At 67.1% G+C, this 21024-nt stretch carries 21 protein-coding genes; 4 read left to right on the plus strand and 17 right to left on the minus strand.

Going from position 1 to position 21024, the window contains the following annotated elements; translation table 11 throughout:
- Window positions 1-147: 147 nt before the first annotated feature.
- Together ppk2 and E1263_RS02295 are read right to left on the minus strand one after the other, a co-directional pair.
- Entirely contained in the window at window positions 148-1056 is a 909-nt protein-coding gene (gene ppk2 / locus E1263_RS02290) for a polyphosphate kinase 2 (RefSeq protein WP_132164799.1), read from the minus strand.
- A gap of 42 nt (window positions 1057-1098) precedes the next feature.
- Window positions 1099-2412: an MFS transporter gene (locus tag E1263_RS02295; RefSeq protein WP_132164800.1), complete on the minus strand. Its 1314-nt coding sequence runs from the start codon at window positions 2410-2412 to the stop codon at window positions 1099-1101.
- Between the two features lie 95 nt (window positions 2413-2507).
- Here E1263_RS02295 and E1263_RS02300 point away from each other — a divergent pair, with 95 nt between their 5' ends.
- A complete protein-coding gene (locus E1263_RS02300; RefSeq protein WP_202868683.1) occupies window positions 2508-3320 on the plus strand; it encodes a phosphotransferase in 813 nt (270 codons plus the stop codon).
- A 44-nt stretch (window positions 3321-3364) separates the two neighbouring features.
- Here the strand turns inward: E1263_RS02300 and E1263_RS02305 are convergent, their stop codons facing one another.
- The 5 genes from E1263_RS02305 to E1263_RS02325 all read right to left on the minus strand — a co-directional run bounded on the left by E1263_RS02305 (window position 3365) and on the right by E1263_RS02325 (window position 9643).
- On the minus strand, window positions 3365-3973 hold the full coding sequence (locus tag E1263_RS02305) for a LysE family translocator (RefSeq protein WP_202868684.1): 609 nt from the start codon (window positions 3971-3973) through the stop codon (window positions 3365-3367).
- On the minus strand, window positions 3970-4671 hold the full coding sequence (locus E1263_RS02310; RefSeq protein ID WP_132164801.1) for a class I SAM-dependent methyltransferase: 702 nt from the start codon (window positions 4669-4671) through the stop codon (window positions 3970-3972). The genes E1263_RS02305 and E1263_RS02310 overlap by 4 nt, the downstream gene beginning before the upstream one ends.
- A complete protein-coding gene (locus tag E1263_RS02315) occupies window positions 4671-5879 on the minus strand; it encodes a riboflavin synthase (RefSeq protein ID WP_132164802.1) in 1209 nt (402 codons plus the stop codon). The genes E1263_RS02310 and E1263_RS02315 overlap by 1 nt, the downstream gene beginning before the upstream one ends.
- 189 nt (window positions 5880-6068) lie before the next feature.
- Window positions 6069-8135 carry a S9 family peptidase gene (locus E1263_RS02320; protein WP_132164803.1) on the minus strand — a complete coding sequence of 689 codons (2067 nt, stop codon included), beginning with the start codon at window positions 8133-8135 and terminating at the stop codon, window positions 6069-6071.
- A 14-nt stretch (window positions 8136-8149) separates the two neighbouring features.
- On the minus strand, window positions 8150-9643 hold the full coding sequence (locus E1263_RS02325; protein ID WP_132164804.1) for an MFS transporter: 1494 nt from the start codon (window positions 9641-9643) through the stop codon (window positions 8150-8152).
- A 118-nt stretch (window positions 9644-9761) separates the two neighbouring features.
- Between E1263_RS02325 and E1263_RS02330 the strand changes: the two genes are divergently transcribed.
- Complete coding sequence (locus E1263_RS02330; RefSeq protein WP_132164805.1) at window positions 9762-10487, plus strand: TetR/AcrR family transcriptional regulator; 726 nt, start codon at window positions 9762-9764, stop codon at window positions 10485-10487.
- On the opposite strand, the gene E1263_RS02335 is transcribed toward E1263_RS02330, so the two are convergent.
- From E1263_RS02335 to E1263_RS02370, 9 genes are all read right to left on the minus strand, one after another.
- Window positions 10480-11481: a cytochrome P450 gene (locus E1263_RS02335; RefSeq protein ID WP_337590267.1), complete on the minus strand. Its 1002-nt coding sequence runs from the start codon at window positions 11479-11481 to the stop codon at window positions 10480-10482. The two genes, E1263_RS02330 and E1263_RS02335, sit on opposite strands and share 8 nt — an antisense overlap.
- Window positions 11436-11567 carry a hypothetical protein gene (locus tag E1263_RS43990; protein WP_272949636.1) on the minus strand — a complete coding sequence of 44 codons (132 nt, stop codon included), beginning with the start codon at window positions 11565-11567 and terminating at the stop codon, window positions 11436-11438. Before E1263_RS43990 ends, E1263_RS02335 begins: the two co-directional genes overlap by 46 nt.
- 71 nt (window positions 11568-11638) lie before the next feature.
- Window positions 11639-12328, minus strand: a complete 690-nt coding sequence (gene yidC / locus E1263_RS02340) for a membrane protein insertase YidC (RefSeq protein ID WP_132164808.1) — start codon at window positions 12326-12328, stop codon at window positions 11639-11641.
- Window positions 12329-12371: 43 nt separating this feature from the next.
- A complete protein-coding gene (locus tag E1263_RS02345; RefSeq protein WP_132164810.1) occupies window positions 12372-12626 on the minus strand; it encodes a DUF6412 domain-containing protein in 255 nt (84 codons plus the stop codon).
- Window position 12627: 1 nt separating this feature from the next.
- On the minus strand, window positions 12628-13953 hold the full coding sequence (locus E1263_RS02350; RefSeq protein WP_132164812.1) for an RNA polymerase sigma factor: 1326 nt from the start codon (window positions 13951-13953) through the stop codon (window positions 12628-12630).
- A 244-nt stretch (window positions 13954-14197) separates the two neighbouring features.
- Complete coding sequence (locus E1263_RS02355; RefSeq protein WP_132164814.1) at window positions 14198-14818, minus strand: HhH-GPD-type base excision DNA repair protein; 621 nt, start codon at window positions 14816-14818, stop codon at window positions 14198-14200.
- Between the two features lies 1 nt (window position 14819).
- Window positions 14820-15233, minus strand: a complete 414-nt coding sequence (locus E1263_RS02360; RefSeq protein ID WP_132164816.1) for a universal stress protein — start codon at window positions 15231-15233, stop codon at window positions 14820-14822.
- A gap of 383 nt (window positions 15234-15616) precedes the next feature.
- On the minus strand, window positions 15617-17095 hold the full coding sequence (locus E1263_RS02365; protein WP_132164818.1) for a glutamate-cysteine ligase family protein: 1479 nt from the start codon (window positions 17093-17095) through the stop codon (window positions 15617-15619).
- A gap of 80 nt (window positions 17096-17175) precedes the next feature.
- On the minus strand, window positions 17176-17928 hold the full coding sequence (locus tag E1263_RS02370) for an MBL fold metallo-hydrolase (protein ID WP_132164820.1): 753 nt from the start codon (window positions 17926-17928) through the stop codon (window positions 17176-17178).
- Between the two features lie 31 nt (window positions 17929-17959).
- Between E1263_RS02370 and E1263_RS02375 the strand changes: the two genes are divergently transcribed.
- A complete protein-coding gene (locus E1263_RS02375) occupies window positions 17960-19333 on the plus strand; it encodes a DNA polymerase IV (RefSeq protein WP_165956434.1) in 1374 nt (457 codons plus the stop codon).
- Window positions 19326-20261: a tetratricopeptide repeat protein gene (locus E1263_RS02380; RefSeq protein WP_132164824.1), complete on the plus strand. Its 936-nt coding sequence runs from the start codon at window positions 19326-19328 to the stop codon at window positions 20259-20261. The genes E1263_RS02375 and E1263_RS02380 overlap by 8 nt, the downstream gene beginning before the upstream one ends.
- Here E1263_RS02380 and ddaH read toward each other — a convergent pair.
- Window positions 20233-20991 carry a dimethylargininase gene (ddaH, locus tag E1263_RS02385; protein ID WP_132164826.1) on the minus strand — a complete coding sequence of 253 codons (759 nt, stop codon included), beginning with the start codon at window positions 20989-20991 and terminating at the stop codon, window positions 20233-20235. The genes E1263_RS02380 and ddaH overlap by 29 nt on opposite strands.
- Between the last annotated feature and the right edge of the window lie 33 nt (window positions 20992-21024).

Raw genomic sequence — 21024 nt, forward strand, 5'->3', positions numbered from 1 at the left:
AGACCATCGACTGAACCGACCGTGTCGCCGGCAACCGCTATCCACCGACACACTCCCTCCACTCGACGCCCCGGCGCCCAGTGGGTTCACTCGCGGATGCACGATGGGTTCAGCCGCGGGATCACAGTGGGTTCAGTGGCCCGGCGACTACAGGATCGGGAAGGTTCGGTCTGCGGTTTCGCCGTATTCGAGGACCTGGCTGGCTGGGCCGAGGATCTGGGGGTCGGGCTTGGTGACCAGCTCATGGTCCTTGTTCGTGTACTCGTACAGGCTGAGGACGTGACGCATGGCTTCGAGGCGGGCGCGCTTCTTGTCGTTGCTCTTCACGACAGTCCAGGGCGCGTGGGGCGTGTCGGTGTAGTGGAACATCGACTCCTTCGCCTCCGTGTAGTCGCCCCACTTGTCGAGCGAGGCGAGGTCGGTCGGTGACAGCTTCCACTGGCGGACCGGGTCGATCTGGCGGATGGTGAAGCGGGTCTGCTGCTCGGACTGCGACACCGAGAACCACAGCTTCACCAGGAGGATGCCCGAGCGCACCAGCATCCGCTCGAACTCCGGGGTCTGCCGCATGAACTCCTCGTACTCGTCCTGCGTGCAGAAGCCCATCACCCGCTCAACACAGGCCCGGTTGTACCAAGAGCGATCGAAGAGCACCATCTCCCCTGCTGACGGCAGGTGCTCGATGTAGCGCTGGAAGTACCACTGAGTCTGCTCACGCTCGCTCGGCTTCTCCAACGCGACGATCCGCGCGCCACGTGGGTTCAGGTGCTCCATGAACCGCTTGATCGTGCCGCCCTTTCCAGCCGCGTCACGACCCTCGAACACGATCACCAGCTTCTGCTTCGACCGCTTCACCCAGTACTGCAACTTCAGCAGCTCGATCTGCAGCAACCGCTTGTCCCGGTCATAGACCTCGCGCGCCAGCCGCTCGTCGTACGGGTATCCCTCGCGCCAGGTGTCGACCGGCGTACCGTCCGCGCGCAACAGAACCGGATCATCATCTTCCTCGTCGAGCACACGGAAGCCGAGCTCTCGAACCAGATCAGGGGTGTTCATGGACCTAGGCTCGACTGCGCGAGTGACATCCAGGTGAACAGCTCATCGATCGAGCACCGGCAACGGCTCGGCCTTTCCGACGATGAATGCGTAAGTCAGCGCCCCGATCACCGCAACCACCCCTGCGACCAGGAACGACGGCAGGTAGTTGCCGTCGTACAGGTCGAGGAGGAGACCGAAGATGAACGGGCTGATGATGCCTGCGATGTTCGATGCGAAGTTCTGGATACCGCCGATGGACGCGACGTGTCGTGAGCTCGGCGCGACATCACCGGGCAGGGACCAGATTCCGGTGGCCGCGATCGCCAGGCTCGCGTACGAAATGGCCAGGAACAGCAGGGCGACGTACACGGACTTTGCCGGCGCGGCGAAGACGATCGCGGCGCCGCCGAGCAGGCCCCCGACCATCACGGTCTTGCGTACTCGGGTCACGTCGGCACCGGCGCGGATTCGGCGGTCGGCGACGATGCCCGCGATCCAACCGCCGGCGATCGCGGTGATACCGGGGAGCGTGCCGAGGGTTCCTAGTTGGGCGAGGTCGAGATGCCGGGCGTCCTTCAGGTACGACGGGAACCAGGTGAGGAAGAAGTAGATGACGAAGTTCAGGCAGAAGAAGCCGAGCATCATGCCGCGGATCGTGCGGTAGCGGAACAGATCTCGCCAGCGGATCCGAGCAGCGGCCTCGTCGTCGGTCTCTTCCAGCCTCGCGCCGTTGGCTGCGATGTACTCGCGCTCGAGGTCGTTGGCGCCGGAGTGTTCGCGCGGGTCGCGGTAGTACCAGTACCAGACCGCGGCCCACATGATGCCAAGGACACCGAGCACCACGAACGAGAAATGCCAGCTCACCAAGGCGATCAGCGCCGTCACGATCGGCAGCGACAACACCGTCCCGACCCGCGATCCCGAGTCGATCACTGCAGTCGCGAACGCTCGCTCATGCCGCGGGAACCACCGCGACGCGGCCTTGGTCGCACTCGGGTACGCCGGCGCCTCCCCCGCGCCGAGCGCGAACCGGAACGCGAACAACGACCAGAACCCACGCGCCAACGGCGTCAACGCCGTGACCACACTCCACCACAACGCCGCGAACGTGAACGCCTTCCGCGACCCGTAGCGGTCGGTCATCCACCCCGCAGCCAGCATCGCGCCGTCGTACGCCCAGAAGAACGCGCCGAGGATCAGGCCCTTCTCCGCGTTCGACAGGTCGAGGTGCAGGTCCTCCTGAATGAACGGGAGTGCCACACTCAGGTTGGCGCGGTCGAGATAGTTGAGGGACAGACCGATGAACGCGAGCCCTAGGATCAGGTAACGCCTACGGGTCGCGCCGGGCGGCGCCTTCCCAGAGGTGGCGGTCACTGCGTGCTCCGATCTGAGTACGGATCGTCGCACGCTACCGCGCACGCTGATTTTGTGCGGACATACGTTTCATCCAGTGGAATGAGGGCAATTCCGTGTTCGACGACGATGGTGAAGAGATCCCTCTGCTAGGTGGCGACGTCACCGTCGGCCTGGTCCGGGTCGGCAGCACGGTACGGCGACCGCCCGGCGAGCGCGCCGAAATGGTTCGCGGCCTGCTCCGCCACCTCGAGTCGGTCGGCTTCACCGGCGCTCCGCGCTACCTGGGTCTCGACTCCGCCGGCCGCGAGGTCCTCACCTACATCCAAGGCGAAGTCGCCGGCCGCCCCCGCCCCGCCTGGGTCGCCGACGAGGACCGCATGGTCTCGGTCGCCGAACTGGTCCGCGCCTACCACGACGCCGTCCTGGACTTCGGTATCCCCGACAACATCCCGGCCCCGATCGAGCCACCGCATCTCCCGGACCTCAACGACCCGCCCGAGCTCATCGGCCACCAGGACATCACCCCGGAAAACATCGTCTTCCGCGAAGGCCGCGCGTACGCGCTCATCGACTTCGACATGGCCCGCCCGGTCAGCCGCCTCCGCGAAGTCGTCAACCTGATGCTCTGGTGGGCCCCCTTCGGCGCCGACGAAGACCTCGACCCACCACTCCGCGGCCTGAACCGACCCCACCGGGCCCGCCTAATAGCCGACGCCTACGGCCTCGCTGAAGTCGACCGCCCCCGCCTGATGCCCCTGGCCGTAGCCCTCAACGAACGCGCCTGGCACACCATGAAGCACCGAGCCGAAACCCAAGGCGGCGGCTGGGCCCGCATGTGGGACGAAGGCGTCGGCACCGTCATCAACCACCGCCAGCACTGGCTGGACGAAAACGCCGACCCCATCACCCGAGCCCTGCTTGGCTGAGGTCTGGCCTTCCCTGCGAAACTCCGCGTCTCCTCAGCGGTTACTCAAGAGATCTTGTGCAAGACTGATTGCAGGCCGAGGGTGATGAGGACGAGGCCGGCGACTCTGGACATCGTCGTGCGGAAGCGTGGGGTTCGGAGGGTGCGGCTGGACAGGTGTACGACGGCGGTCCAGCTGAGGAGCCAACCGGCCGCGACCGCTACGTGGGCGGCTGACAGAAGCATCAGTTGTGGGAGCAGCGGGTGGGTCCGGTCCAGGAATTGCGGGGCCAGGGTGAGGTAGATCGCGGCGGCCTTGGGGTTGAGGACATTACCCAGGTAGCCCTGAAGCAGATCGCTGCGACCGGTCGGCGGCGACCCGACCGCCGGAACCGGCTTGGTCGATGCACGGAGAGCCTGGAGTCCGATCGCGACGAGGTACACCGCGCCAACGAGCTTCACGATCAGGAACGCCGACGCCGACCTCATCACCAGCGCGGACAGCCCAAGACCGGCCAGCAGCGCGTGGGTGAGCAGCCCACAGGTCGTGCCGGCGATCACAGCCAGGCCTGCTCGGACACCAGTTGCAAGAACCCGATCGGTGACGAGCGTGAAGCTCACGCCCGGTGTCAGACACAGCGGAAGGACGGCCAAACCGAACAAGAGCGGACTCACGAGCGCAGGCTGGCTGCGACCAGCAGGAGTGGTGGTCGGTCGCGATGGATCGCCAGCCGAGGATTCGCCCGGACCTGCTCCGGCGACGGCTGCGGCTCGGCCACCGCGTCCAGCTGGAATCCGTGCCGCAGTAACGCGCCCAGTACCGACGAGGTCGTGCGGTGGTACTTCACGACGTCGTCGACGAACCAGTTTCGTTGCCGTGGGCCCTCATCGGCGTAGCTGTCCAGTCCGTCGTCGCGGGCGTGCAGCGGCGCCGTGACCACCGGATGCTCGATCGAGAACACGAACTTCCCGGCCCGCGACAGCCACCGGCTGATCCGGCCGACCAAGCCAGCGAAGTCCTCCAGGTAGTGCAGCGCCAAACTGCTCACCACCAGATCGACCGATTCTGCCGGCACCCGCAGTACGGCGATATCCGAGCGCTGGTACCGAATCCGCGGATGCTGCACGGCGTTGGCCAGCATCGCGGCCGAGGCATCGACGGCCAGCACCTCGACCGCCCCAGCCACAGCCAGCCGCTCGGCCAACGCACCCTCACCGCACCCCAGATCGAGCACTCGCAATCCCGCGGCCGGCGGGAGCAATGCCGTCAGCGCCGGAATCTCGAGGTCGTCGTTCAGTCCGAGCCGCTCCCGCCGCAACTTCTGATACCCCGCGAGGAAGACAGGATCGTCGTACAGCTCGGAGCCCTTCATCACAACCACCGGGCCAGGTCGTCGACGCCGATCATCGGCAGTTCCCAGCGCAGTGCGAACTGCTCCAGGTCCACGGCATCAGCCATCACGCCGTCCGCCCGCATCACCTCACAGCACACCCCGACCGGAGCCAGCCCAGCAGCCCTGCACAACGCGACCGTCGCCTCGGTATGTCCCTTCCGCTCAGCCAGCAGCCCTGGCCGTGCAGCCAGTGGGAACACATGCCCAGGCCGCAAGAAATCACCCGGTACGGCGTCCGCCGCGGCCAGCCGCCGAATCGTCGCTGCACGCTCAGCCGCGCTCACCCCAGTCCCGGCCGCCGACGCGAGATCCACCGGCACGTGCATCGCCGTACCCTGCCGATCTCCTTCTCCAGGCATCGGCGGAATCTCCAGCCGCTCCAGCACCTCCGGAGCGCACGGGATCGTCGTGTGCCCACAGAGCTGAGTGAGCAGGAACGTCATCGACTGCGGCCGGAACCTCTCCCCCGCGAAAACGACATCACCCTCGCCTTCCAGCCGCGGATCCCACACCACGACCCCGGCACCCGCCGCGATCTGCGCGACCGCCTTCTGCACCCCGGCCGGTCCGCTGAGATAACCGACCCAAGGCAGTTGCGACACCGCCCGGACCAGCGCGGGCCCCTGGCCGTCGCGGGCCATCCGGGCCAGCAGGTCGCTCTCCAGGTTGACCCTCTCCCCCGCGACCAGCGTCCCGAGGTTCGTCCGCTGCAGGGTGTGCGGGACCAGGACCACCGAGAACCGGTCCTTGAGCACCTCCGCCACGGTCAGGCTGACCCCGTTCAGCGCGACCGAGGACTTCGCCACCAGCCGCGTCAGCAGCCGCTCGCCCGGCTGGATCCAGAGCCGCCGCCCGCTGGGCTCGTCATCGACCCGCAGCACCTTGCCGACCCCGTCGACGTGCCCCTGAACCAGATGCCCGTCGATCCGGTCGCCGGCTGCGAGCGGCAGCTCGACATGGACCGGGCGGCCGGCCGTGATCCGGTCCAGGGTGGTCCGGCGCCGGGTTTCGTCGGTGACCGCCGCGACGAGTTCGCCGGGCTTCGCCGACTGCATCGTCAGCCGCACACCGTCGAGGCACACCGCCCCACCGACGACCAGTTGGATCTCCGGATCGAGCGTGATCCGGAGAAAGTCCGCGCCGACCTCGGAGACGGTGGCGGTGTGCTCGATGCTGCCTGTGAACATAGGTTGCTACCTCTGGTGACGAGATCAACCAGGGACCCGGCCGGATCCGAGCAGGAGCGGAGTATCACCGCGTGGCTCCGGCCTCGCCGGATTGCTCCGCCGCATCGGCGGAGGCGATGGGCCCGGGATCACTCCCTGCCATCACACCTTGGAATCGCACCAGCGGTCAGTAAAGCACAGCCAGGGTCCTCAGCCGGTGAGCTTCGACAGGAAGGAGATGTCGAGGGTGGCCGGCTTCAGCTGGTACGGCGGGGGCGTGACGCCGGCCAGGTGTTGCAGGAGGTAGTTCCAGCGGCGGCGGACCACGTAGTGCTCGTAGCCGAGCATGATGTGTTCGGCGCGCGGGACGATCAGCAGGTCGAAGTCTTTGCCAGCGGCAATCAATCGCTCGGTGAACCGCATCGTGTGGTGCGGCTGCACGTTGTCGTCGAGACCGCCGTGCATGAGTAGGAGCTTGCCCTCGAGCTGCTCGGCGTAGTCGAGCAGCGAGCCGTCCGTGGTGGCGTACGTCTCGCCGAAAGCCTGCAGGTAATAGCGATTGTCGAGGTTGCCCGACTCCGCCACGCCCACCTTGAAGAACTCGGGGAACTCCCCCATCGCCCGCACGGTCGCGTACGCACCACCCGACGTACCGAAGAGGCCGACCCGATCCAGGTCCATCCAAGGCCGAGTCTCGGCCAGCTGCCGGATCGCGGTGACGTGGTCGTCGATGCCGGCGTTGTAGTTCCCGTACGACGCGTCGTGGAACGCCTTGTCGCGACCCGGCACGCCACGACCGTCCACCACCACGACCCCGAAGCCGAGTGCCGCCATCGGATCCGCGTCGGCGCCGTACAGACCGGGATCGAAGGTCGGGCTGACGCGGTTGACCTGTGGTCCCGCGTACGGGTGATCCACGACCGGGTAGCTGACCGCGGGGTCGAAGTCGTGCGGTTTGTAGAGCAGCCCGAACAACTCGGTCACTCCGTCGGCCGCGAGCACCCGGAACTCTTCGGGTGGCCGCCAGCCGGTCGCCATCAACGCCGTACTGTCAGCCGCCTCCAACTCGACCAGCAGCTGCCCGCTCCACGATCGGACCGAGTGCACCGGTGACAGGCCGACCGTCGACACGCTGTCCACGAAGTAGCCGCCGTTCGGCGGAACCGCGACCTCATGATCCAGGTCGTCGTTGGTGATCCGCGTGAACCCGCTACCGTCCAAGCCAATCCGGCAGACCGTACGGCGCAGTGGGCTCCCGTCGACCAGTCCCGCGGCAGTGAAGTAGACGACTCGCTCAGCCAGGTCCACGTGCAGGACCTGGCGGACACTCCACTCCCCCGAGGTCACCTGTCCAAGCAGTTCACCACTGTGGATGTCGTACCGGTAGAGGTGCGGCCAGCCGTCCCGCTGCGAGTACCAGAGCACCTCGTCCCCACACACCCGGGTGATCGCGGGCAGCTCCATGAACTGGTTCGGCTCGACGCGGGTCGAGGCAGTCTCGGTCAACACCAGCTCGACCGCACCGGTCGAAGGGTCTAGCCGCTTCAGCTGCAGTGTCCGCTGATCCCGTGGCTGATCGAGGAAGTAGATGGTCTCGCCGGACCACCACGCCCACTTCCGCGAGATCGGTGAGAGCAACGGCAGTACGAACGGCTCCCCCTGCGCCCGTACCGCGGTGCCTGTCTCGACATCCAGTACGACGTACTGCGCCAGCGGCACGTGCTCGTCACCCGGGTAGGCGTACCGCTGGGTCAGCAACTCCGGCGCACCACCGTCGTCCGGCAGTACGTCGATCAGATGTGTCTCCCGAACCAACCGACTGTCCAGCTGATGCGTCAGGATCCGGCGCGAGTCGGCCGACCACACAACCGCCGGCGGCAGGTGCGGCAGCCCCAGCTTGCCCAGCAGGATCTTGATCGCGAACGGGCTCGTCCCGTAGTCGTGGTCCACCGAACCATCCGTCGTCAACGGCCGCTCCGAACCATCGGAGACCGTGCGCAGCCACAGATCCGGACCGTTGCGGAACACCTCATGCTTCCCGTCCGGCGACACCACAGCCAGGAAGTCGCCAGTGCCAGGAGGTGTCGGAAGCATCGCGACCGACGTCCGCGTGCCGGCGGTGGGGTCAACGAGGTAGGTGCGGTCGGCACCCGAGCGGGTGACCTGGTAGCTGAAGCGCGCGCCGTCGTCGCTCCAGATCGGTGTGATGCGGCCGGCGTCGACCAGCCTCGGACGGTTGTGGCGCAGCAGGGCTTCAGCAGCTTGTACGTCGATCATCGGGCGGAAACCTTTCAGTGAGTCAGAACGGGAGCGGCGTCGACCTGGTCGGCGGGCGCCGGCTTCTTGTCGCGGAGGAGCAGGAAGGCAAGGAGGGCAGAGCCGGCCACCGCGATCGCACTGGCGACGAAGGTGCCGGACATTGATTCAGCGAAGGCGGTCTTCGCGAGCTGAGCGAGCCCTGCGTCGCCTGTCTGAGCGGCGACCGCCAGTGCTTCGCCGATCGAGCCGCGGGCCGCCTCGGGTGTCGAGTCCGGCATGGACGAGGTGAAGTGACCGGCGAGCGCGCTACCAAGGATCGCGATCCCGAGCGCAGCACCGGCCTGCTGGACGGTGTCATTCAGGGCCGAGCCGACGCCGGCGTGCTCAGCAGGCACAGCGCCCATCAGCGCCGCGGTCGCCGCAGGCTGCGCCAGACCGGCGCCGATCCCGAAGACTCCCAGAGCGAGCGCGACCATCCCGAAGCCGTCGTCGGCACGCAGGGTGGCCATCACACCGAAGCCGACGGCGAGGATCAGCAGGCCGATCACGGTCAGCGGGCGGTTGCCGATCTTCTGGCCGAGCGTGGCACCGATACCGTTGACCAGGATCACCGCGACCGCCATCGGGACGAGGGCCAGACCGGCGCGGGTCGGCGAGTAGCCGAGGACGAACTGCAGGTACTGCGTCAGAGCGAGGATCAGACCGCCGTTCGCGATCTGCAGGAGCACGAGCGACAGGCTGCCGCCGCTGAAGTTGCGGTCCCGGAAGAGCTGCAGTGGAACCATCGGCACCGGCGTACGGAGCTCCCAGACGACGAAGGCGACCAGGCTGGCCACGGCGATGATCGCCATCGGCCACGACACTCCACGCTCCGGCAGCTCGATGATCACCCAGACCAGCGACACGAGCCCGACCATCGACAGCAGCGCGCCGACCGGGTCCGGCTTGCGCCACGGGCCCTTCGACTCCGGCATCCAGATGACCGCGGCCGTGATCGCCACGACAACCACCGGCACGTTGATCAGGAAGACCGAACCCCACCAGAACTTCGCGATCAGTGCACCACCGAGGACCGGGCCGCCGATCAGGCCGACCATCAGCACCGAACTCCAGATCGACATCGCCTGACGGCGTTCCTCGTCGTCGAAGACGGTGATCAGCACCGACAGGGTGCTCGGCATCACGACCGCTCCCCCGATACCCATCAGGACCCGGCCGGTGATCAGCATCTCCGGACTGCCGGCGTACGTCGCCAACAGCGAGGCGACGCCGAAGATCGCCAGCCCGATGATCATCACCTTCTTCCGGCCGTAGCGGTCGGAGAGGCTGCCGGCGGTGAGCAGCAGACCGGCGAAGACCAGGATGTAGCTGGCGACGATCCACTGGATCTCCTGGGTGGTCGCCCCGAGATCCTCGGTGAGGACCGGGATGGCCACGTTCAGCACACCGTTGTCCAGCACCAGCACCAGCGTGCTCAGGCAGAGCACGATCAGAATCAGCCACCGACGCGGATGACGAGCAGTCATCACGCACCTCCTCAGAATGTTCGTTGAACGGTGTGCAAGTTGCTTGAACAGTGTGCAGGACAACTTGAACAGCGGTCAAGTCCTGCACAACGTTCAGGTCATCCGGTAGGCTGCCGGTATGGCGAGCGAGGAATACCCATCGGTCTGGACCCGGCCCAAGCGCAACCGGCGGCGCGAGCAGCCGGCGCTCAGTCAGGAGCAGATCGTCGCCGCGGCGATCAAACTCCTCGACGCCGAAGGCCTCGAGGCCCTCACCATGCGCAAGCTCGGGGCCGAGCTGGGCGCCGTGGCGACCGCGGTCTACTGGCACGTGGCCAACAAGGAGGAGCTGATCGAGCTCGTCGTCGACCACGTGTACGGCGAGATCGACGTACCGGAGATCTCCGCACCGGACGAGTGGCGGGCAGCCGCGACCACGTTCGCGCACAACTTCCGGGCCACGATCCTGCGGCATCCGTGGCTGGGCTCGACGCTCGCCGATATCGGCGTCACCCTGCTCGGCCCGAACATGCTCCAGTCCTCCGACCGCACCCTCGGCCTCTACCAGGCCGCGGGCTTCGGACTCCGGGAGGCGAACCACGCCTCGACCGCCGTGCTCAGCTATGTCGTCGGCCTCGCCGCGAGCGAGGCCGCAACGGTCAGCAAGGTGAAGCGCAGCGGCCTGTCCGAGCAGGAGTGGATGGCCAAGGTCTGGCCCGCCGCCGAGCAGGCCGCAGCGCCGTACCCCCGCCTGAAAGCCTTGTACGGCGAATACACGAGCAGCTCCGCCGCCGACAACGGTGATGAGGTCTTCGACTACGGCCTCACCTGCATCCTCGACGGACTCGAAGCTCGCCTCAGCTGAGGCTCTGCCAGAAGCGCTTCAGCACCGCTGACCGATCCGGAACCTCCGTGCCTGGCGGATGCATCCGCATCAACACCGATCCGCGGGGTGCGGCCACGACACCACCAGTCATGCGATGCCGCAGACGGTCGGTGCGGAGCTCCGGTACGCCGGTCTGCAGCAGCAGCTCGAAAGTTGTCCGGAGCTGGAGCTCGGCGAAGGATGCGCCCAGACATCGGCGGGCTCCGGCGCCGTACGGGAAGAACTCGAACGGGGTCGGCTTCACGGTCGCCCAGCGCGCCGGCTCGAACGCGTGTGGCCGGTCGAAGACCTTCGGGTTGCGGTGCTCGAGGGGCCGGGGTAGCGACATCGGGACGGTCGGCATCAGTCGCTGAGTCTCCTTGATCACCGAGCCCAAGTCGTCCTGGGCGTGCCCACCGGCGAGGGCGATCAACGCCCACGCCATCGTGACCGATGTCGTCAGATAGCCCGAGGCGAGCATCCCGTGCAGCTCCCCGACGATCTCGGCCGTCGACAGCCGACGGCCGTCCTCGTCCGTGGCGTGACAAAGGATCGAGAGTGCGTCCACCCGCGGTTCCTCGTCGCGGTTGGCCTCGATCACCGCGGACACGTCCCGGTGCACACCTTCGACCAGCCGCAACCACCTTCCGTACGGCGTCCGGCGGCCGAACTTGAACAGGAACACCCGCGGGTCCATCGTCGCCACCAGCAACTGTGTGACCCGCTCGCTCAGCTCGGCATCGGTGTCGTCGAGGCCGATCAGGCAGGCGAGCATGTTCGCGTTCGTCAGCCGATCGAGTTCGGCCACCAGATCGAAGGGCTCACCCGTCGGCCGGGCGAACCGGGAGCGTTCGAAGTTCCGGATGACGACCTTCTCGTAACTGTGGATGGCCGATCGATGCATGATCGGCAGCAGCAGCTTGCGGGACCGGACATTCCGCCGGCCGTTCAGCGTCGCCGTCGCGTCCGCGAGTACTCGACCTGCCTCATCCAGAAGCGCAGGTTGTTCAGGTGAGCCGACCCGGACGGACCCGGGACATCGGCTCGCAGCGTGGCGTCGTACGGGCGGTTCGATCCCATTTTCGCAGTGTTGCGCCGACCGGGGCCCTGGGCAACCAAATGCGCTCAGGGCCGGCCGTTCGTGCAGCGGATCAGCGTTGCAGGACAGTCCGTTCGACGACGGTCCAGGTGGTGGTGGTCAGCAGGTACAGCCCGGCCGCGAGCGGGACGAAGGCCACGGTGAGCAGCGTGCCGTAGGGCAGCCAGCGAGCGAGTCGGCGCGACAACGGCGTGGCGGACTCGTCGAGCTGCCGAAGCGCGAGCCGTGCCGAGAACCACGCGACCACGGCCAGCAGTACGGCGAGCACCACGAACCCCGGGGTCGCAGCGAACACCGGCCAGTGCAGACCGAGCGGTGCACCGAGCGGTGCACCGAGCAGCGTGCCGCTGATCAGCTGGTTGGTCTCACCGCCGACGAGTGCCCGCGAGAACAGCGTGTACATCAGCCAGAAGAACGGCAGCTGCGCGAACATCGGCAGCATGCCGGCGAAGAGCGTCGTACCGTGCTCGGTCTGCAGCTTGGCGAGCTCGCGCTGCAGACGCTCCGGATTGTCGCGATGGCGCTCGGTGAGCTTTTTCATGTGCGGCATCAGCGCCGCCCGAGCGCGCAACCCGCGGTGCGCACGCACGCTCAGCGGGAGCAGGCAGAGCCGGACCAGCAGGGTGCAGGCCACGATCGCGATGACGGCTGCCCAGGAGCCGGTCAGTGGCTGCAGGACGGTGACGAGGGAAGACAGCAGGTGATAGGCACCGGAAACCGGTGCCTCCAGGAACGAAGGCACAACGAACTCCAAGAGTGAGAAGGATCAGGTAGCGAGAAACTCGCTACCGTCCCGGGGCTCTTGGTCTCGGTCGGCCGGCGGCGTCCGGATCACGGAGCCGGAGGAACGCGGTGCGCTCGGCGCGGTCGCGGACCGAGGCGGCGCGGGCGAGCAGCGGTGCCGGGGTCGGCGCCGCTTGGCGGGCGACCAGCAGCACGGCCAACAGCAAAGCCGCCGCTGTGAAGACAGCGGCGGCCAGTGATGCCGTATCGAGGACAGGGATCACCAGTGCAAGCGCACTGGCGATCCACTGGCTCATGTCAGTCGAGGTAGTCGCGCAGGACCTGCGACCGCGACGGGTGCCGAAGCTTCGACATCGTCTTGGACTCGATCTGGCGGATCCGCTCGCGGGTCACGCCGTAGACCTTGCCGATCTCGTCCAGCGTCTTCGGCTGGCCGTCGGTCAGACCGAACCGCATCGAGACCACACCGGCCTCGCGCTCGGACAGCGTGTCGAGCACCGCGTGCAGCTGCTCCTGCAGGAGCGTGAACGACACGGCCTCGGCCGGGACGATCGCCTCGGAGTCCTCGATCAGGTCGCCGAACTCGGAGTCGCCGTCCTCACCGAGCGGAGTGTGCAGGGAGATCGGCTCGCGGCCGTACTTCTGCACCTCGATGACCTTCTCCGGGGTCATGTCGAGCTCCTTGGCGAGCTCCTCCGGAGTGGGCTCGCGCCCGAGGTCCTGCAGCATCTGGCGCTGGACGCGGGCCAGCTTGTTGATGACCTCGACCATGTGCACCGGAATCCGGATGGTGCGGGCCTGGTCGGCCATCGCGCGGGTGATCGCCTGCCGGATCCACCAGGTGGCGTACGTCGAGAACTTGTAGCCCTTGGTGTAGTCGAACTTCTCGACCGCCCGGATCAGACCGAGGTTGCCCTCCTGGATCAGGTCCAGGAACAGCATGCCGCGGCCGGTGTAGCGCTTGGCCAACGACACCACCAGGCGCAGGTTGGCCTCGAGCAGGTGGTTCTTGGCGCGGCGGCCGTCCTCGGAGATCCACTCGTACTCGTCGCGGACCTTCTCCTTGAGCTTGTTCGCCTCGTCGGAGCTCTGCTCCTCCGCGAACAGACCGGCCTCGATCCGCTTGGCGAGCTCGACCTCCTGCTCGGCGTTCAGCAGGGGGACCTTGCCGATCTGCTTCAGGTAGTCCTTGACCGGGTCCGCGGTGGCCCCGGCGACCATCACCTGCTGCTCGGGCTCGTCGGTCTCGTCGGCCTCGGACACGATGAAGCCCTGGTCCTCGGTGATCTCCTTCTCGAGGACCTTCACCGTGTCGGGCTTGAAGTCGGCGTCGTCGACCTCGTCGAGGGCGCGCGGCTTACCCGTCTTGGGGTCGATGGCCAGACCGGCCTCGGACACTGCCTTCTTCGCCGGCGCCTTCTTGGCGGCAGCCTTCTTCGCGGCGGGGATACCGTCCTCCAAGGGGTTGGCGGCCTTGACCGCAGTAGTCTTCTTTGCGGCCGCCGCCTTCTTCGCGGCGGGGTCGGTCACTCGGGCGCTGGTCCTCGGAGCCGCGCTGCGGGCGGTGGCGGCCACCACTGCCCGGGCCGCTTCGGGGACATTCTCGGACGAGCTGGACGACACGAATTACCTCTCGTCTGACGCAGGGTTTGTACGACGTTCTGGTGCTGGTGGAACAAGTTTTTGGAGACGACTGTTTGCGGTTGCGCGCTGGTCAGGCTGCGACAACACTCCATTGTAATCCGCGGACCAAGCCACGCCGTGCCGCGACCCCCCGAACGACGCCCTCAGGCCCCCACCGTACGGCGTAGCCGCAGCGGTGGAGGCCTGATTCGTGACCTGATATTGCAGAGCGCCAGCCGTACTGTTACCCGTTTCTGGTCTGCCGCAGCGGACGAGCGACCACCCGCTGCCGACCGACCTGTTCCTCCTGCTTGAACTGCCGCACCCGCACCAGCGACGCCACGTCGATCACGTCGGCGACCGACTTGTACGCACCGTCTTCGCCGTACGGCTCGGACGCCTCGCGCCAGCCGCGCGGCCGGACCTTCAGCTGCTTGCCGAGCAGGGCGACGAAGATCTTCGCCTTCTGGGCGCCGAAGCCCGGCAGGGCCGACAGTCTGGCGAGCAGGTCGTCCCCGGACTTCACGTCGGACCACAGGCCCGAGGCGTTGCCGCCGTACTCCTCGTCGAGGTGCTTGGCCAGGGTCTGGATCCGGGCCGCCATGGCGGTCGGGAACCGGTGCACCGCCGGCGGACCGGCGACGATCTCGACGAACGCGTCGGGATCGTAGTGCGCGACCGTGGTCGGGTCGAACGGGCCGGCCATCCGCTTCGCGATCGCGACCGGGCCCGCGAAGGCACGTTCCATCGGGATCTGCTGATCCAGCAGCATCCCCACCAGCAGAGCGAACGGGTCTCTACTGAGCATCTCGTCGGCGTCGGGCTGCTGCGCAAGGCACAACTTCTTGCTGCGTGTCGAGGTCACCTCACTCCTCCCCTTCGTCAGCTTTTACTGCCAGCACCGGACACGGAGCGTCCAGCAGCACCCGCTGGGCGTTGCTGCCGAGGATCAGCTTGCCGACCGGCGACCTGCGACGCAGACCGATCACAATGAACTCTGCATGCACCTGCTCGGCGACGGCCACCAGGTCCTCCGCCGGATCGAGTCCACGCACCAGCTGCCGCACCTCGTACGGCACACCGGTCGAGTCGAGCTGCTCCCGCACCTCCTGCAACGCGGCATCACTCGCCGCGGCGTCATCACTGTCGAAGCTCCGTCCACCCCGGTGTGAGTTCACCACCACCAGCTTGGCGTCGCGCAGCGTCGCCTCTTCGGCCGCTCGCCTGAGGGCGGCTCGGCCCTCGGCCTTCGGCACATATCCCACGACGATGGTCGTCATCGCCCTGCCTCACCTCCGGGTGTCAATGTCGACCCCTTCCGAACGATACTGCCCCCGGCCGCGGTCGGCATCCGCTGGATTTACCCCAGCGTGTGTCGCGGTCGGCCGAGCGTCTGCAGGAACTCCTGCGCCGCCGTATCCGTTACCAACACGGGTACGCCGGTGCCCGAGTACTACCCGCGGCGGGACGCTCTAACCTTCCGGTTGCCACACCTTTGCAGGGCTGTCACCCAACGCGCCAGCCCTGTAGGCCGGGTCGTTATCGAACTCGTCCACCCAGTTGCCCTGGGCAAGATCGCCGGTTCCGCCCGGCTGACCGTGGTTTCGCGCTCCCCCGAGCGTGTTGTCCACCGTTGTCTGGCTAGTCAAACCCGATCGCACAACTAGTCGATCGGCCATTCGTGCACCGGAATGTTTTCGTGCATGTGGTCGCGATAGCGGCGCAACATCCCGCGCAACGCGTCCTTCCGGCTGTGCGATCCCTTTGTATACAGTCGATGAAACTCTTCGACCTGCCACGAGGCGCCGTTCTTGTTGGTCAGGCACCGCTGCTCGATGATGCCCAGCAAGCGATCCCGGACGGCGGTGTCGACGCCCCAGGCCTCAAGCCCGGTGGCAGCAAGTGGGAGCAGGCGTCTGAGCACCAGCTCGGTGGCCCGCGCCGTACCGACTCCCGGCCAGAAGACCTCGGCGTCGATACCGCTCTTGGCTGCCTCGTGAAAGTTTTCTTCAGCGGCACTGAACGACATCTGCGACCAGATCGGCCGTTCGTCATCGGCGAGTGCGCGGACCAGGCCGAAGTAGAAAGCTCCGTTGGCGATCGTGTCGACGACGGTCGGGCCGGCCGGCAGCACGCGATTCTCTACGCGCAGATGCGGCTTCTCGCGAACAACGTCGTACACAGGACGGTTCCATCGATAAATAGTTCCGTTGTGCAAGCGAAGTTCCGAAAGGGCCGGTGTGTCACCACGGTCCAGTACGGCGATCGGATCCTCTTCGGAGGTGACCGGCAACAGGGCCGGGTAGTACCGCGAGTTCTCCTCGAACAGGTCGAAGATCGAGGTGATCCATCGTTCACCGAACCAGACGCGCGGCCGTACGCCTTGGGTCTTCAGCTCGTGCGTGCGCGTGTCGGCGGCCTGCTCGAACAACGCGATGCGGGTCTCGCGCAACAACTCCTTGCCGAACAGGAACGGCGAGTTGGCACCGACCGCGAGCTGCACGCCGGAGATCGCCTGCGCCGCGTTCCAGTACCGCGGGAACGCCTCCGGAGTGACCTGCAGATGGAACTGGGTCGACGTACAGGCCGCTTCCGGCACGATGCTGTCGGCGGTCACCTGCAGCCGCTCGATGCCGTCGATCGAGATCTGCACGTCCTCGCCGCGAGCGGCGAAGATCTGGTCGTTCAGCAACGCGTACCGCGGGTTCGTGCTGAGCGCGTCACGGCGGATGTGTTCGGTGAGCAGCGTCGGCAGGATGCCGATCACCACCATCGACGAGCCGGTCCGCGACGCCTTCTCCTCGGCAGCGTTCAGGCTGTCGCGGATGTTGGACTCCATCGTGTCCAGCCCGATCCCGTCGATCTGCCCGGGCGGCACGTTGATCTCGATGTTGAACTGCCCGAGCTCGGTCTGGAACGCGTCGTCCTCGATCGCGCTCAGCACCTCGGAGTTCTTGAACGCCGGATCACAGTGCTCGTCGACCAGGTTCAGTTCGATCTCGATCCCGGTCATCGGTCGATCGGGCGCGAACCGGTCCTCGCGCAACATCCGCGCAAACGCATCCAGGTTCCGATGCACCTGGTCGCGGAACGCCGTCCGGTCCGCCCGGGTGAACTCGACCCGGTCGACTTCCTCACCCATGTGCGCCTCCCCTGCCTCGCTCTTCGCATCAGTGTGCCTGAAGGTGCCCACTCATGCGGGTTCCACTCGCGTGGTGGACTTCAGACCGGGTAGACGATGAAGCTCTGGCGCACGATTCGCTGTGGTTCAGCCGTAAGGACTTCGTCCAGTTCACCCAGTACGGCGGGAGCCAGCCGCAGCTCGTGCTCATCGGGGTGCTCGGTCGCGCCCATCGGGTAGTCCTCCCCCGGCCGCACGCTCATCTCGATATGCGCCCCGAGCATCCAGTCGACCGGATTGCCAGCGGCAACGAACGCCGCCAGCCGCGACACGCTCGCACGAAACGCCGGCCAGTCAGCGACGTACAGCCGGCCCGGATAGACCGTGTCGCCGGTGAACAGCAGTCGCGTCGCCCGGTCGTACACCGCGATATGCGAGGCGTGATGCCCCGGGATCGGGAAGATGTCGAGAACCCGATCCCCCAGATCGAACTGCGCAACACCCTCAGGCCAGTTAGGCAGCCCGAAGTAAGTCGCCACCTCGCCCGGCGTCAGCCCGACCACCTCGGGTGGTGATGAGGCGAGGGGGTCGCGTGCGCTGCCCGCCGTCGCGGCGAACTCGCCGTCGCCTCCCACGTGGTCCCCGTGGGCGTGCGTGTGGGCGACGATCAGCTGCTGCCCCTCCAGCAAGCTGTCGATCAGCGGGCGGAGCGGCACGTGACCGGTTCCCGTGTCGAGGAGCAGCGCCCGCTCGGAGCCGAGCAGCAGGTACAGGAACGGTGCCTCGAAGTTGGTGTGCAGCGCTTGCCGGATGATCACCGTGCGCTCGTCGTACCGGTGTACTTGATGGTCCATACCCGAAATTGTCGGTGATACCGGCAAGACTATGGACGTGCGAGGTGAACCGTCGGTGCTGCATGTCGATCTCGACGCCTTCTTCGCGGCCGTCGAGCAGCGCGACAAACCCTCGTTGCGCGGCAAGCCGGTCGTGGTCGGTGGTATCGGGCTCCGCGGAGTCGTCTCCACCGCGTCGTACGAAGCCCGCAAGTACGGCGTTCGCTCCGCGATGTCGACCTCAGAGGCGCGTTCGCGGTGCCCGCACGCGGCCTACCTCTGGCCGCGCTTCGACGTGTATCGCCAGAGCAGCCAAGCGGTGATGGCCGAGATGCGCGCGCTTTCGCCACTGGTCGAGCCGCTGTCGCTCGACGAAGCGTTCATCGACCTGGCCGCAGCAGGCCTGACCGGGCTCACCGATGACGATGTCCGCGCAATCGCCGAGGACCTCAAAGACTCGATCCGTGCGGCGAGTGGCGGGCTGACCGCGTCAGTCGGCGCCGGCACGTCGAAGCTGATCGCGAAGATCGCCAGTGATCTCGACAAGCCCAACGGCGTCGTCGTCGTGCCGGCTGGCACCGAGGCGGCGTTCCTGGCGCCGATGCAGGTGACTGTGATCCCCGGTGTCGGGCCGGCGACCGCGCAGCGGCTCAGCATGGCCGGTGTCCGGACGGTCGGCGATCTGCAGCAGCTCGATGAGGACGAGATCGTTCGGACGGTCGGGTCAGCACACGGCACGAGTCTGTATCGGCTCGCCATCGCCGCCGACGAGCGTCCAGTGGTCAGCGACCGGGAGACCAAGTCGGTCAGTGTCGAGGACACCTTCGAGACCGACATCGTCGACAAGGCGCTGCTGATCGCGATCGCCGACCGGATGGCGCATCGCGTCTCCGAGCGGCTGCAGAAGGCTCAGCTGTCCGGGCGGACGGTGACGCTGAAGTCGCGGATGCACGACTTCACCACGCACACCCGCTCCTCCACGCTCGCCGGCCCGACCGACGACCCGCGCGTGATCGCCCGGGTCGCGCGGCGGCTGCTCGACGGTTCCGACCTCTCCGGAGGCATCCGGTTGCTCGGTGTCGGTGTCTCGTCACTCGCGGACTGGATCCAGGACGACCTCTTCACCGAGAGCGAGGCCGAGGCGGAGGAGGCCGCGGAGATCGAGCAGCCGATCGAGATGCCTGACCGGTCGCGCGAGCGGCCCGGCTACCACCCCGGCCAGGATGTCCAGCATCCCGAGCATGGTTCCGGCTGGGTCTGGGGCTCAGGACGCGGCCGCGTGACCGTGCGTTTCGAGACCGCGGAGACCACGCCCGGCCCGGTCCGGACCTTCGCGATCGAGGATCCGCTGCTGTCGAAAAGAGCTTCCGTCGCAGCAGAACAAGACTCCGAGGCCGAAAATGGACACAATAGGCCGAATGAATGAGGAGCGGCGGGGGGTCTACCCGTTCTGCGGCAGCTGTACGGAGTCGTCGGTGGCCTGGCGGGTCACCGGCAGCGGTAGCCGTTTCTACGGTCACAGCGACATCTGCGAGAACTGCGGGTCCTCCGTCCGGACGCTCTACCGGACCTTCCTGTGGATCCCGCTCGCGAAGGCCGGGCGGTTCCGGATCATCCCGACCGGCGGCCGGACGTACGTCGCCCGCAAGGTGATCGATCGCCCGGTGATCGCCGTAGCGGGTGAGCCGGCCTCGGCGATCGCCGATCATCCCGAGCTCGAGCGCGACCCGTCGTACCGGCAGGCTGTGTCGTACTGGGATGCCAAGGAGCCGGGGCAGGCGCTGCCGTTCTACCAATCGGCGCTGACGCAGCGCGAGAGTGTGCTGCCGGCCGACGACCCGGCGACCCTGCTCGTGCGGTTGCGAGTCGCCCAAGGTCTGCTCGCGACGGGGAACTACGGGCGCGCGATCGCGTGGTTCGAGCTGGTGACGCCGCAGCTGACCCAGGTCTTCGGTGCGCAACACGAGCTGACGCGCGCGGCGACGGAGGGCGCGACCGGCGCGCGCCTGATGATCGGCGGCCCACGGTCAGAGGCGAGTCTGCTGACCGACATCGTTGCGGCTGACACCAGCGACCTTCGTTCGCACGATCCGCAGTTGATTCGCGACCGGGCCGCGCTGGGGCGCGCATTGCTGGCGGGCGGCGAGATCGCTCAGTCGCTTGAAGCGCTCAGTGCATCGGTCGTCGAGGCAACAGCTGCGCTCGGTGCCGACCACCCGGACACTGCGGTCTACCGGGCGGCGTTGCGCGAGGTGTGTGAGGTCGGTACGGCGCGTGGGCGCAAACGCGATCTCGCAGCCGTTGAGGCGGCGCGGCAGTTGCTTGTCACCGAAGGCGCACCGACAGACAGGTGACACACCCTTCGATCTTCTCGAACTCACTGATGTCGACGACGACCGGCGTGTAGCCCCACTGCGTGAAGAGCTCTGCCGACTTCGGTGCCGACGCGGCCATCAACAGCCGGTCCTCACCCAGCAGTACGACGTGCGATCCCGCCTCCTCCGGTACGGCGCGGAACGGGTCGAAGGCCGTCGGATCGTCGACGAGTGGCTCGTAGCCGATGACCGTGCCATCAGGCAGCGCAGTCACGGCCGACTTGAGGTGTAGCACCTTCTGCACCGGCACGGCGCGGACGTCGGCTCCCAGCGAGCCCAAGGCCTCGGTGAGTTGCCGGATACCTTCGGCGTTCGTGCGCCCGCCCAGACCGACGTACACGGTCTTGCCGACCTTGAGGATGTCGCCGCCGTCGAACGTGCCGGGCTCGGTTACGTGGGCGATCCGGTAGCCCTGGTCACGGACCGCCTGCTCGGCCGCTGCGGCCTCGGGGCGTCGCTCATTCGCTCCCGCCCGCGCGATTACCGCCAGGTCGCCGTACACGACCATCGTGTCCTCGATGAAGACGCCGTCCGGGCATTCGTCGATCGGCGGGACCTCGACCGGGATCCAGCCGTGCTGCGCGAGAGTGTCGACGTACTGATGCCATTGCCGTACGGCGAGATCGGCGTCGACGGGCTTGCGCTCGATATGCGTGACGAGGCCTTCGGCCAGGCGAGGACTCGGGCGGCGGACCAGGGCATTAGGCATAGCGGCAGGTTAACCGGGGTACCGGGCGCTCAT

Origin of the sequence: Kribbella antibiotica, assembly GCF_004349055.1 — a bacterium.
Lineage (GTDB): Bacteria > Actinomycetota > Actinomycetes > Propionibacteriales > Kribbellaceae > Kribbella > Kribbella antibiotica.

Bases quoted from the DNA above. Each gene is read 5' to 3' on its own strand.
- ppk2 (WP_132164799.1), bottom strand. From the start codon at position 1,056: ATGAACACCCCTGATCTGGTTCGAGAGCTCGGCTTCCGTGTGCTCGAC.
- E1263_RS02310 (WP_132164801.1), bottom strand. From the start codon at position 4,671: ATGAAGGGCTCCGAGCTGTACGACGATCCTGTCTTCCTCGCGGGGTAT.
- E1263_RS02315 (WP_132164802.1), bottom strand. From the start codon at position 5,879: ATGTTCACAGGCAGCATCGAGCACACCGCCACCGTCTCCGAGGTCGGC.
- E1263_RS02320 (WP_132164803.1), bottom strand. From the start codon at position 8,135: ATGATCGACGTACAAGCTGCTGAAGCCCTGCTGCGCCACAACCGTCCG.
- E1263_RS02325 (WP_132164804.1), bottom strand. From the start codon at position 9,643: ATGACTGCTCGTCATCCGCGTCGGTGGCTGATTCTGATCGTGCTCTGC.
- E1263_RS02330 (WP_132164805.1), top strand. From the start codon at position 9,762: ATGGCGAGCGAGGAATACCCATCGGTCTGGACCCGGCCCAAGCGCAAC.
- E1263_RS43990 (WP_272949636.1), bottom strand. From the start codon at position 11,567: ATGGGATCGAACCGCCCGTACGACGCCACGCTGCGAGCCGATGTCCCG.
- E1263_RS02345 (WP_132164810.1), bottom strand. From the start codon at position 12,626: ATGAGCCAGTGGATCGCCAGTGCGCTTGCACTGGTGATCCCTGTCCTC.
- E1263_RS02360 (WP_132164816.1), bottom strand. From the start codon at position 15,233: ATGACGACCATCGTCGTGGGATATGTGCCGAAGGCCGAGGGCCGAGCC.
- E1263_RS02365 (WP_132164818.1), bottom strand. From the start codon at position 17,095: ATGGGTGAGGAAGTCGACCGGGTCGAGTTCACCCGGGCGGACCGGACG.
- E1263_RS02370 (WP_132164820.1), bottom strand. From the start codon at position 17,928: ATGGACCATCAAGTACACCGGTACGACGAGCGCACGGTGATCATCCGG.
- E1263_RS02375 (WP_165956434.1), top strand. From the start codon at position 17,960: ATGGACGTGCGAGGTGAACCGTCGGTGCTGCATGTCGATCTCGACGCC.
- E1263_RS02380 (WP_132164824.1), top strand. From the start codon at position 19,326: ATGAATGAGGAGCGGCGGGGGGTCTACCCGTTCTGCGGCAGCTGTACG.
- ddaH (WP_132164826.1), bottom strand. From the start codon at position 20,991: ATGCCTAATGCCCTGGTCCGCCGCCCGAGTCCTCGCCTGGCCGAAGGC.